Here is an 11574-nt window from a genome sequence, read left to right on the forward strand (position 1 = left end):
ATGATCGACCCCTGAAATGGGATCGATCATGTTTTATTATTTTCGGAACATAAACAATGTCATAAAGGTTAAAGCCTGTTTTAATTCATTTGTGAGATTCTCTGCTAAGGACGACTTCACACCTTTTTTATATACCCAGTCTTCATCGATCTTCTTCCACCCTTTTTCACCAGCCAGTTTCTCTAACTCCCATGGCATCATCGTATTACATATCGCTTCCTTTCCATGAAGACGTGGAAAGGCATTATCTCTTGGGTGAGCAGTGGGACCTAGTAAACCAATACATATGTACCCATTCGGAGTTACAACCCGCTCGATTTCGTTTAGAGTATGTAAGGGATTTTCAGTCCATTCGACTGAATTTATCGCCATGACGGCATGAAATTGTCCATCTTGAAATGGAAGGGATCGCAAATCACCCTGTAGAAATGATAGTTGGTCCTTTTCTTGCTTCTTCGCTATTTCAACCATCTTCCCAGAAAAATCCATCCCTGTGACCTCATACCCCTTCTTATATAACAAGTATGAACCATATCCGTCACCACATCCTAAATCAGCTACACGATTTCCAGTATCAATATGTTTAGTGAAAAATGGAATGATCGCTTTCCTACTTCCACTCGTCCACATTTCAACACTTCTTTCGTGCCAATAATCCGCATTGTCTTCCCAGCGGGTTTTCGCACTTGTATGCCATTCTGAATTTTTCATATGTACACCTCAATAATATTTTCTTTTTTTCTCGTTAGTTCTATATTCTCATTCGATAAGCGAAAATCCTTCTTTCCAAGAGTGAAGACTTGGAGAACTTAGAATAATCAATAATATTATTATGTAAACTTAATTGACGCATTAGTAAACGATTATGTTTTCCATCCTCTTTGTCCATACTAGTCTTAAAATCAGAATAAGAAAGGTGATGTTGTATGGAAGAGATTTCTAAAGTTCAACGGAACTATCATGGAGACATAATCAGCTTCCAAACTTCTTCTGGCCGTATAATCTCCTATCGAAAAGCTGTTTTAGAAGCTTCAGAGGGATTACTACAAGGAGTGACTTTAAATGAGAATGAATGGGGAGAAACAGAATTATCAAGTATGTCCGTTGATGATGGAAGCTTCAATGACTATCCTTCAATTTTTTGAACGGGACCTTTTCCTGATTTGTGCACTTAGAAACAATACTTAAAACAACAAAAAGGACATTCATGCTCTGTTGCATGAAGTCCTTTTTTCTTTGTTCCAGTTGTCATGATTTTTATTCACTACGATTTTGAATGGTTCGAAGTTCTTCTACCCGGTCCTTCTCTTCATCGAAGAATTGGACAAGATCTCCAATACGATCAATGGAATCCCAGCTTAAGTGGTGTTCGATTCCTTCCACGTCTTCATAAATATGCTCTTCTTTCACTCCAATTACACGAAGGAATTGTTCTAATAGTTCATGTCTATATACTAAACGCTTTCCTACTTTGTTTCCTTTTGGAGTCAGAACAAGCCCGCGATATTTCTCGTAAATGAGATAATCATCCTTATCTAACTTCTGCACCATTTTGGTAACCGAGGAGGGGTGAACAGATAAAGCTTCTGCTATATCTGATACTCTGGCATAACCTTTGTTCTCAATTAACATATAAATCTGTTCTATATAATCTTCCATACTTGGTGTAGGCATTCTGTACCCTCCAAATTTTCCATAAATATCATTAAAAGTTTACTATAACTACAGAATGAATACAACCCAAGCTCTTTAAATTACTCCTCTGTCAACCGTTGATTCAGGATCCTGGATACCAACCCGTGTTTCGGTGATAACATCCATACGATGAAGAAAACAAGTCCCGCGGCCACTGCCATTGCACCTGAAATGGACACATCGAACATCTTTGCCCCGTAATATCCGATGATGCTATCAAAGACTCCAATGCCCCCGCTTAGAAGAAGCATCACTTTATAACGGTCAGTAAGTAAATATGCTGTAGCTCCAGGGGCAATGAGCATCGCTACCACGAGAATCGCACCTACACTATCAAATGCGGATACGGTCGTAACGGATACCAGACCCATTAATATATAATGAACCGCAAGTACCGGGATACCGATAGCCGCTGCCATACTTGGATCAAAAGAAGTTAGTTTAAACTCTTTGAACAGAAGGAAAATGATGAGAATATCCAATAGCAACACAGATCCCAGCATCACAACTGATTTAGGAATGTCCCCAAGTATTGGCAATGACAAGGTGTTCCAAGGGACGAATGCAATTTCACCCATTAAGGCATGCTCCACATCCAAATGAACATTCTTAGCAAATAATGAAATGAGGATGACCCCTACAGCAAACAGGGACGTAAACACTACACCTATTGCAGCATCTTCCTGGATCCCGCTGGAATTCAATAACTGAACCATAAAGGTAGTCAACAATCCAGCCACTGCTGCACCGATCAACATATAAAATCCATTCATACTTTGGCTGACAATGAAGGCCATAACCAATCCGAGGAGCACGGTATGGCTGATTGCATCTGCTAACATCGACATCTTTCTCAGGATTAAGAAGCATCCTACGATTCCACAGGATAAACCTACTAAACTACCAGTCAGAAGAATCCATAATTCATAACTCATATCCTTGCCCCCCTCTTCTGCTGGACATCTTTACGTTTAAGAAAGGATATTGCATATAAATATCGGACATTTTCATTTGCAGCTTTGTGAGTTGCTCTTTTGATAACGCCTCTTTTTCTTCCTTTTCAATCCACTGGATATCAAGTGATCCCAACTCACTCGGGTACATTTCTTTCAGTTCCATGATTTCATCAACAAAGCTGAATTGCTCCGCTTTCATTAGCCCTGATTTTGTAATCGTCAATATTCCATCCTCTTGATTCAGGTAACCTTTTTTCATTAAATGCTTCAATACCCGATTAAATCTTAAGTTAGAAATATTGCTTTGTTGAAATAAATGATCTACACCTATCGTTTGCTTACCGGATTCATACATCTTTTTCATTATAAAGCGCACAGCCAGTCGATCATCATTTTTCAATCTTTTCAATATAACTGAGATTAATCCGCGCTTCGGAGAGAACAGCATGGATATGATGAAAATAATTGTAGCCGTCAAGACAATGAATGGGCCGGTCGATAACCCTTTACCAAGGGTACTGATCAGCGTTCCGACTGCCCCTGATAAGCCACCGACCATTCCAGATATAAAGACCATTGTCCGCAATGAATCCGTCCAGTATCTTGCTGATATGGCAGGAGTGATCAGCATAGCCGCCATCAGGATGACACCTACTGCTTGAATTCCGATGACAACCGTAATAACTAATAAGGAAACAAAAAGGAAATTCAAGAATCCTACAGGAAGCCCGATTCCCCTTGCGAATTGAGGATCAAAGGTACTCACCTTAAATTCTTTGAATAAAAGGGACGTAATAATAATTAAAGCCGCTGCCGTCAAGCCCATAAGCTGAACATCTCTCCCCACAAGGGAAGCTGCCTGCCCAAAGATGAAATCATCCAAGCCGCTTTGGTTACCCGTAGGCATTTGAGCAACTTTTGTTAAAAGGACGATGCCTAATCCAAAGAATACAGACAATACTAAGCAAATAGCCGTGTCTTCCTTGATTCTCGTTGTGTTCGTAATGAGTTGTATCGTGTAAGCAGCAAGTAGACCCGTGGCGGCAGCACCAATCAATAGTACAAAGAAATTTTTCTCCCCCATGAACATAAATGCAAAACAGATTCCCGGCAATGCTGCATGGGCGACCGCATCGCCTATTAAGCTTTGTTTCCTTAGTAAAGCAAAACTGCCTAAAACTCCGCTGGCAATACCCAGTAACAAGGTACTCAATAATACCCATTGTGTATTTCCGTCCGTTAAAATCGATTGCCATAAATGATTCATCATACTCACCTCTTTCTATGGATGAATCAGCATTTTATCCTTTTCCAGGAAAGATAGTTTCCCTCCATAGGTCAGTTGTAAATTCTCTACACTAAACACATCTTTTGTTGGACCGTAGGCTATCGTTTTTCTATTCAGTAACAGCGTCCAATCGAAATACTCTGTAACAGTTTGTAAATCATGATGAACAACAAGTACAGTCTTTCCTTGTTCCTTTAATTCATTCAATAACGAAATGATTGCTTTTTCCGTTGCAGCGTCCACACCAACAAATGGTTCATCCATGAAATACACTTCCGCTTCCTGAGCCAGTGCCCTCGCAAGAAAAACCCTTTGCTGCTGCCCTCCTGATAGCTGACTGATTTGTCTTGATGCAAATTGAGTCATTCCTACCTTATCGAGACACTCCATTGCAAATTGAACATCTTTTTTTGATGGTCTCTTAAACCATCCTAAATGACCATATCTCCCCATTAATACGACATCCAATGCATTTGTAGGGAAATCCCAATCTACAGATCCACGCTGGGGGACGTACCCAACTACTTTGCTTTTAGGGGAATAGGCTTTTTCAAAGATTTTGATATCACCGGACGAGCGGGGAACCAACCCCAGAATGGCTTTAATTAATGTCGATTTCCCTGCACCATTAGGACCGACAATTCCAATTAACTTACCCTTTGGAACAGAAAACTCTACGTCCATCAAAACCGGTTTTCTATGATAAGCAACGGTTAACCCCTTAATATCAACTGAATTCATGGTATTGCCTCCTAAGACTTACTTTAGTCCCTCTACAATCGTATCAACGTTATGCTTATACATACCAATGTACGTTCCTTCTTCTGTTCCTTCTTTCCCCATGGCATCTGAGAATAATTCCCCGCCTTTTTCAACTTCATGGCCTTTATCCTGCGCACCTGCTATAACGGCGTTGATCGATTTTTCAGAGATACTTGATTCTACAAACACAGCTTTGATGTTTCTGTCTACCAATGTATTTACAAGAGACTGCACGTCTGCTAATCCATATTCAGCATCTGTACTCAGACCTTGTAATCCCATAACTTGAAGATCGTATTTTGCTCCGAAGTAATTGAATGCATCGTGAGCTGTTACAAGAACTCTTTGTTCTTCTGGAATCTTTGACATTTCTTCCGTAGCATATGCTTTCAGTTCATCTAATTCCGCAAAGTACTTTTCAGTATTTTGAATATAGTCTTCTTTGTTTTCAGGGTCTTTCTCGATCAATCCGTCCCGCACTTGCTCCAATGCAATTTTCCATAAATCAATATCGAACCACACATGTGGGTCAGTTGCCGTATTATCTGCCTGATCTTTACGCAGTTTATCTTTAGGTATACTATCAGCGATCGCATAAGTCGGTTTTTCTTTGTTCATTTTTTCGAAGATCTCAAGCATTTTCCCTTCTAAATGGAGACCGCTATAGAAAATAATATCTGCTTCCTGAAGTTTACCAATATCCGACTGTTTAGCTTTGTAAAGATGAGGATCCACACCAGGGCCCATTAAACTTTGAACCTCTACATGCTCTCCGCCAATATTCTTAACCGCATCCCCTATTTGCCCTATTGTTGTCGTAACGACTATTTTATCGTTTTTAGTACCAGTGGTAGTTGCTCCGCAGCCTGATAGGATAAGTCCTGCCGCTAAAATAATGATCATCCCGATAAGAGCCATTAATCTTATTTTCATGTTTGATCTCCTCTCCAACCCAATTTTTTTGATTTCTACTACATCTACCTTATTCATCAAACTTATATTTGTTCACTTTTTTTTACACAAGTAATTTCTTTTTTATAAGACTACAAAAGTTTCCTTAGTGCAATAAAAGTTTCCTTAGTGCAAATTTTATTTCCTTACTCAATACTTGTCAATACATATGAACCAAATTGTTTAAACATTTCAGCAAAAAAGAAGGAATGTTGACTCGAAAATCGTCATATTGTATAGTAAAGACATCATTGAAGTGTACGATTTTTATGCTTATTCCAATGTATGAGAGTCAATCATTTCGTGAAAAATATTTTTCAGAGGCACGAACGTGCTTGAACGATTTAGGAGGATTCGAAGATGCAAAATGGTAAAGTAAAATGGTTCAACAATGAAAAAGGATTTGGATTCATCGAAGTTGAAGGTGGAGACGATGTATTCGTTCACTTCTCAGCGATTCAAGGTGAAGGGTTCAAATCATTAGAAGAAGGTCAAGAAGTTTCTTTCGACGTAGTTGAAGGAAATCGTGGACCTCAAGCAGCAAACGTAGTTAAATTATAATTGTTCGAACTATATAGCATACCAAAGGGCAGCAATTCTTAGGTTCACCTAAGAATTGCTGCCCTTTATTATTCAATGCAATTTTTGTCCGAAATTTCGAATTTGTTCTCCGATGGTGCATTTTTCTATACAAAAGCGGTGAGCATAGGTTTTACCATACTCTTTGCGAAAGTGAGCTTTGAGTAAGCAGTCGTTACAGTAGGTGTCTATGAGCTCATCCACTTTATCCACCACTTCTTTTCGATTCATGTGATCACTCCTAAGCTTGTTCAAGGACTTCCTGGGTATCGTTATTTATAGAGTATATAATAGGGAACGAAATTATTCTATTCGTTTGTTACTGTGGACTTTTGTCCCTTGTAAAGCTTGATTGGCCAGCTTATCCGCTTCTTTATTATCTTTTCTATTCAGCACGATCCAATTGATTTTTAATCGAAGCTTTTTGATGAGGGCTTCAATACGATCGAGCCACCGACTCAAGCTCTCTTCATAACAAGGCCATTCCCCTTCCAACTGTTTTATTACCACCTGGGAATCTCCATTAATCGTACAAGGAACATTCTTCACGCCGATTTCAACAAGCAACCCGAGGGCAATGTGTAAGGCTGCGTATTCTGCTTCATTATTATTTTCAATTTCCTCGAGAAGCTCATTTTTTCTGATTCTAAATGATTCTCCACCTTTATCGTAATAGATGACAACACCTGCACCGGCAATGAGCGATTCCTTATCAAACCCTCCGTCGAAATACACAACGATGTTTTCTGGTTCCTTGTCTAATTCCTGATTCAGTTTGATAAATTCCTTCCTTGACCACGAATTCCCCATTTCATCTATGACTTCAAGATCATGGACTCTTCCGGTTTTCATCAGATCATCGATATGAATCATTGTTTCTTTTCTTGGGAAGTAGTTGGATTCAAACCATATACTCGACGGTGTTTTACTTGCATATTTAAATTTTAGTTTCATTTCCATAATCATTCGCTCCTTTTTCTTCATATGATTGTTCATTTATACTTTTATTTGTATAATGAGGACTATTGTTTCATTTACACGTTCATTAGGAGGACTTTATATGTTTAATATATGGTTTGGATTAGTCTTCGTACTCATTACATTCTCTTTACTTCTGATTATGTATCGACTGTTTGGACGAACTGGACTGTTTGTATGGATAGGGATATCCACGATACTTGCTAACTTACAGGTCGTTAAAACGATTGAAATTTTCGGGTTGACCGCTACTTTAGGGAATGCCATGTACGGAACCGCTTTTTTAGTAACAGACATCCTTAACGAAAAATATGGAAAAAAAGAAGCCCAGAAAGCGGTGTGGCTGGGGTTCTTCACTTTAATCGTTATGACTATTATTATGCAGCTCGTGTTAGTATTTCAACCACATCCTGAAGATTTCGCCCAAGAATCGCTGGCAACAATCTTTGGGATCATTCCTAGAATTGCTCTTGGAAGCTTAGTCGCTTACCTCGTGAGTCAATTAACAGACGTGTATATCTTCACGTATTTAAAGAGGAAATTCCCTTCAGATTCACAGTTTTGGATTCGCAATAACGGAAGTACCATGGTAAGTCAGCTTTTGGATACTCTTGTCTTCACAAGCATTGCTTTCCTGGGAGAATATCCGATGGAAGTCTGGTTTGAAATATTCATTACTACTTATCTCCTCAAATGGGTCATATCCATTATTGATACCCCATTTGGTTATGTGGCAAAACGATTCCCTAAAGAAATGTGATAGTTGAATGGGGCCTGGGGAACTGGTTTTCCCCAGGCTCTATTATTGGAGGGATGAAATATGGTTTCGTTCTCCCTGCCTCTATTTTATATGCTACTATAAACTTATTCTAAAGATGTACGTTGAGGTGAACACATATGATCGAAGTGAATATTGATGGAGCAAGTGCTGGTAACCCCGGGCCAAGTGGAGCCGGTATATTTATTAAAGACAACGGAAAAGTGGAAAAACACTCCATTCCTTTAGGGAGCATGGATAATCATGAGGCTGAATTTATGGCCTGCAGGAAAGCTCTGGAGATCTGTTTAGAAAAACGTGCTGATACCGTTTGGCTGAAAAGTGATTCTCAAGCTGTCGTTCATGCGATTGAGAAAGAGTTTGTAAAGAATATTCAATATAAACAGTTGCTCGATGATATATTGGACTTGACCAAGCAAATCGATCTTTTCTTCGTAAAGTGGATACCCAGTAAGGAAAATAGAGCTGCAGATGAGCTGGCACGAAAAGCCATTCATCTGAACTAAAGAGTGAAATGGGAGGCCGATTGGTGGCTATCCTATTTTTTTATGAGTAGACAATAGGAAAGACCACCAAAAAAGAAACAATCATTTTTGGTGGTCAAGTGTCTTAGGCCAAGCCCTGTTTCTCCATCCACCTGAGCGCTTCTTTTCGAGATGGGATGTTTTGGGAATGAAGTCTTTCTAATATAGACATATAAAAACTGCTATCGAATTGTTTTTGAGCTTTTAATGTGATTTCAATGGCGCTATTGACCAGTTCATCCGGGGCATCTGTGTATTTTTTACCAAAATAGATGAAGCCAATTGCGTCTTCTTGAAATTTGAAGCCTTTGTTTTCAAGATCTATGAGAAATTCTTCTGTTGTCTTTTTCACGTTTCTCCTCACCTTATCGCCACTTTGTCTTCTCTTATCTTACAGAATTTTTTTTCTTTTGCCTATCCTTTTTAGAAAACAGGAAGGCCATGTAGCCCATAAATGAACCGAGTAGTGCTCCTCCGACTACTTCTTGAGGTTGATGTCCCAGCATTTCTTTCAGCCGTTTAGGCTTTTTCTCTTCGAATTCTACCGCCTCTTTATCATGAGCTTTGCGAACGAGCTCATCCAAACTATTCACTTTAAGGGTCAGTTCACCTGTTTGTCTACGAATTCCTTGTGCATCGTACATGACGATTAGACCAAAGATAAATGAAAGAGCAAAGTCAATGGTTCTGACCCCCCTCTTTAAAGCAATAAATGTTGTTAACGAAGCAACCCCTGCACTATGAGAACTTGGCATTCCCCCGGTTTGGAAGAACAGCTCAGGCTTCCATTCCTTCTTTTTCAAAAAGTGCAGTGGTATCTTCAGACCCTGTGCGAGAGCTATACTGATAAGTGCTGTAACAATCCCTTTATTCACCCTTACACCTCCCTGTCATTAGTTTGTCCTAAATTTCTCTGCACATAGGATATTTATTATGAACATAGCCAAAATAATAATGATGACAGAAAAGGAGGGGTTTCGGTATGACAAAAGGGAATAACAAAAACAAAGGTAAAAATGCCAAAAGCGTGAATCCACAAGGAATATCACAGGATGCAGAATTTGCCATGGAGCCGAAGAGCCAATTGGAAAATGCGGCTAAGAAATCGAATACAAAGTAAGCATTTCCACATAAAAAAAGGTCAGGGGCCAAACGGATCCCTGACACCCCTATAAATGGCTAGCTTGTGGCAACCATCACATTAGAACCTACTAAATATCTTCTAAGCACCTTTAATTCTAATTCGTCCACGAAGGAAAGAGTTTCGTGAGCTACGTTATTCCACCGAGCGTCCTCTACCGAAACAGATAGGGGCACCCCACAGTGAATCTCGGCTAACTTTCTTGACACATGAAGCATGTCAAGGTCGGCTTCAATCTTTTTCCGTTGAGATGGGGTTAACTCGTGCATGTTCTCGAGAATACCTGAGATATCCTTATATTGTTGAATCAGCTTTAGTGCCGTTTTCTCTCCGATCCCTTTTACCCCGGGATATCCATCACTTGTATCACCCATTAATGCTTTCACATCAATAAACTGCTGAGGAGTAATTCCCCTCTCTTCCACAAAAATCTCTTTCGTATAGGTTTGATAGTTACCAAAGCCTTTTTTCAGAAGCATAATGTCAATATTGTCGTCCAATAGCTGCAGGAGATCTTGGTCACCGCTCAGAACGGATACTTTTCGATCGGTTTGATGAATTTTGGCAAGAGTCCCAATGCAATCGTCTGCTTCGTAACCAACTACACCAACATTCGAAAGGTTGAATCCTTCTGCCACCTCTTTTGCAAGATCAAATTGAGGAATCAGTTCAACAGGTGGTGCGTTTCGATTCGATTTATAGTCATTGAATACTTCATTACGAAATGTCTGACTCCCCATATCCCAGCATACTATGATATGTGTCGGCTTTACATGATCCGCCGCCATTAGTAAATGCTTCATAAACCCCTGAACTCCATTAGTGGGAAGTCCTTTTGAGTTCATCATGAATTGACCCGTTACGGCTGTTGCAAAAAAAGATCGAAATAATAGTGCCATACCATCTATAAGTAATAAATGCTCATTTTTATTATTCAATTCTTACACTCCTCATCGCTCATTCTCGTTTTTGTTCACTTTATAAAGTATAACATATACGAATAAATAGCTAATTGGAAAAGTGATGAACCATTTCCAATTAGCTATTCGCATTTTATTCCTTCTCCACCTTGTGATTCTCATAGGACACCCAATCACTGTAGCTTCCAACATAAAGTTTCACATGATTGAAGCCTGCTTCCTTAAGAGAAATGAAATTAGGAGTCGCTGTTACACCTGAACCGCAATAGACAATCACTGGCTCATTTTTATTAAGATCAGCGAAGCGGTCATTCTGCTGTTCTCCTTGAATAAAATATCCATCCTTCACACCCTCGGTCCACGGAAGATTGGTGGCTCCAGGAATATGACCCGGTATGCGGTCAATCGGTTCTTCTTTGCCTAAGTATCTTTCCCTGTTGCGGGAATCGATTAAAGAAGTGGCTCGATCCCCATCTGCAATACTCCTCACCTCATCCAGAGAAGCCACAATCGTTTCATTAAAGCTTGGACGATAACTTTTTGAAGGGTACACAGGGACGGTCGATTCTGTTTTCCCCAGAGCCTTTTTCCAACCTGCAAAACCACCATTTAAGATATATACCTTCTCATGTCCGATGTATTGGAACAGCCACCAGCACCGGCCAGCGAAGGCAGCTTCCTTTTCATCATAAATGACTACCGTTGTATCATTATCAATACCGACATCCTCAATCTTGCGCAAAAAATTCTTCATATTCGGAAGCGGATGGCGCCCCCCATGCTTTTTCACATATCCTGATAGATCCTTTTCCAAATCGAAAAATACGGCTCCCGGAATATGACTTTCTTTGTACCTCTCCCTACCCTCTGCCGGGTTTCCCAGAGAAAAACGACAATCAATGATTCTTAGATTTTCATCATGAATATGACCTTCTAGCCAATCCTTATCGATAATTGCCTTCATGATATTATCCCCCTCTTCTTCATTAATGCCAGTACTTC

The 11574-nt window shown here is 39.7% G+C and carries 17 protein-coding genes; 5 read left to right on the plus strand and 12 right to left on the minus strand.

The features are described 5' to 3' along the window. Positions 1-36: 36 nt before the first annotated feature. Positions 37-711 carry a class I SAM-dependent methyltransferase gene (locus ACXAF2_RS02405; protein ID WP_475137221.1) on the minus strand — a complete coding sequence of 225 codons (675 nt, stop codon included), beginning with the start codon at positions 709-711 and terminating at the stop codon, positions 37-39. Between the two features lie 215 nt (positions 712-926). Between ACXAF2_RS02405 and ACXAF2_RS02410 the strand changes: the two genes are divergently transcribed. Further along, positions 927-1145: a DUF3892 domain-containing protein gene (locus ACXAF2_RS02410; RefSeq protein WP_148969402.1), complete on the plus strand. Its 219-nt coding sequence runs from the start codon at positions 927-929 to the stop codon at positions 1143-1145. Positions 1146-1257: 112 nt separating this feature from the next. On the opposite strand, the gene mntR is transcribed toward ACXAF2_RS02410, so the two are convergent. From mntR to ACXAF2_RS02435, 5 genes are all read right to left on the minus strand, one after another. Further along, positions 1258-1674 carry a transcriptional regulator MntR gene (gene mntR / locus ACXAF2_RS02415; RefSeq protein WP_113970769.1) on the minus strand — a complete coding sequence of 139 codons (417 nt, stop codon included), beginning with the start codon at positions 1672-1674 and terminating at the stop codon, positions 1258-1260. Between the two features lie 80 nt (positions 1675-1754). Next, the gene (locus tag ACXAF2_RS02420) at positions 1755-2630 is read right to left on the minus strand and encodes a metal ABC transporter permease (RefSeq protein ID WP_475137222.1); all 876 of its coding nucleotides are present in this window, start codon (positions 2628-2630) and stop codon (positions 1755-1757) included. Continuing rightward, positions 2620-3918 (minus strand): metal ABC transporter permease, encoded by a 1299-nt coding sequence (locus ACXAF2_RS02425; RefSeq protein ID WP_475137223.1) that lies wholly within the window; start codon positions 3916-3918, stop codon positions 2620-2622. Before ACXAF2_RS02425 ends, ACXAF2_RS02420 begins: the two co-directional genes overlap by 11 nt. Before the next feature lie 15 nt (positions 3919-3933). Further along, entirely contained in the window at positions 3934-4680 is a 747-nt protein-coding gene (locus ACXAF2_RS02430) for a metal ABC transporter ATP-binding protein (protein ID WP_475137224.1), read from the minus strand. A gap of 18 nt (positions 4681-4698) precedes the next feature. Then, positions 4699-5634 carry a metal ABC transporter solute-binding protein, Zn/Mn family gene (locus tag ACXAF2_RS02435; protein ID WP_475137225.1) on the minus strand — a complete coding sequence of 312 codons (936 nt, stop codon included), beginning with the start codon at positions 5632-5634 and terminating at the stop codon, positions 4699-4701. Between the two features lie 378 nt (positions 5635-6012). Here ACXAF2_RS02435 and cspD point away from each other — a divergent pair, with 378 nt between their 5' ends. Continuing rightward, the gene (gene cspD, locus ACXAF2_RS02440; RefSeq protein WP_034758543.1) at positions 6013-6213 is read left to right on the plus strand and encodes a cold-shock protein CspD; all 201 of its coding nucleotides are present in this window, start codon (positions 6013-6015) and stop codon (positions 6211-6213) included. A 72-nt stretch (positions 6214-6285) separates the two neighbouring features. On the opposite strand, the gene ACXAF2_RS02445 is transcribed toward cspD, so the two are convergent. Both ACXAF2_RS02445 and ACXAF2_RS02450 read right to left on the minus strand, forming a co-directional pair. Continuing rightward, positions 6286-6462: a zinc-finger domain-containing protein gene (locus ACXAF2_RS02445; protein WP_475137226.1), complete on the minus strand. Its 177-nt coding sequence runs from the start codon at positions 6460-6462 to the stop codon at positions 6286-6288. A gap of 72 nt (positions 6463-6534) precedes the next feature. Further along, positions 6535-7191: a reverse transcriptase-like protein gene (locus ACXAF2_RS02450; RefSeq protein ID WP_475137227.1), complete on the minus strand. Its 657-nt coding sequence runs from the start codon at positions 7189-7191 to the stop codon at positions 6535-6537. A 100-nt stretch (positions 7192-7291) separates the two neighbouring features. Between ACXAF2_RS02450 and ACXAF2_RS02455 the strand changes: the two genes are divergently transcribed. Continuing rightward, positions 7292-7969 (plus strand): queuosine precursor transporter, encoded by a 678-nt coding sequence (locus tag ACXAF2_RS02455; protein WP_475137228.1) that lies wholly within the window; start codon positions 7292-7294, stop codon positions 7967-7969. A 137-nt stretch (positions 7970-8106) separates the two neighbouring features. After that, a complete protein-coding gene (locus ACXAF2_RS02460; RefSeq protein ID WP_475137229.1) occupies positions 8107-8493 on the plus strand; it encodes a reverse transcriptase-like protein in 387 nt (128 codons plus the stop codon). A 103-nt stretch (positions 8494-8596) separates the two neighbouring features. Here ACXAF2_RS02460 and ACXAF2_RS02465 read toward each other — a convergent pair whose 3' ends face one another. Beyond that, a complete protein-coding gene (locus tag ACXAF2_RS02465) occupies positions 8597-8863 on the minus strand; it encodes a DUF6123 family protein (RefSeq protein ID WP_475137230.1) in 267 nt (88 codons plus the stop codon). Between the two features lie 34 nt (positions 8864-8897). Beyond that, positions 8898-9386 carry a divergent PAP2 family protein gene (locus tag ACXAF2_RS02470; protein WP_475137231.1) on the minus strand — a complete coding sequence of 163 codons (489 nt, stop codon included), beginning with the start codon at positions 9384-9386 and terminating at the stop codon, positions 8898-8900. A 107-nt stretch (positions 9387-9493) separates the two neighbouring features. Here ACXAF2_RS02470 and sspL point away from each other — a divergent pair, with 107 nt between their 5' ends. Next, the gene (sspL, locus tag ACXAF2_RS02475; RefSeq protein ID WP_427596752.1) at positions 9494-9631 is read left to right on the plus strand and encodes a small, acid-soluble spore protein L; all 138 of its coding nucleotides are present in this window, start codon (positions 9494-9496) and stop codon (positions 9629-9631) included. Between the two features lie 59 nt (positions 9632-9690). Here the strand turns inward: sspL and ACXAF2_RS02480 are convergent, their stop codons facing one another. Both ACXAF2_RS02480 and ACXAF2_RS02485 read right to left on the minus strand, forming a co-directional pair. Beyond that, positions 9691-10590 (minus strand): 5'-3' exonuclease, encoded by a 900-nt coding sequence (locus ACXAF2_RS02480; RefSeq protein WP_475137232.1) that lies wholly within the window; start codon positions 10588-10590, stop codon positions 9691-9693. Between the two features lie 115 nt (positions 10591-10705). Further along, positions 10706-11536 (minus strand): sulfurtransferase, encoded by an 831-nt coding sequence (locus tag ACXAF2_RS02485; RefSeq protein WP_475137233.1) that lies wholly within the window; start codon positions 11534-11536, stop codon positions 10706-10708. Positions 11537-11574 lie beyond the last annotated feature (38 nt).

It is taken from the genome of Rossellomorea sp. ABR4_004, assembly GCF_056159585.1.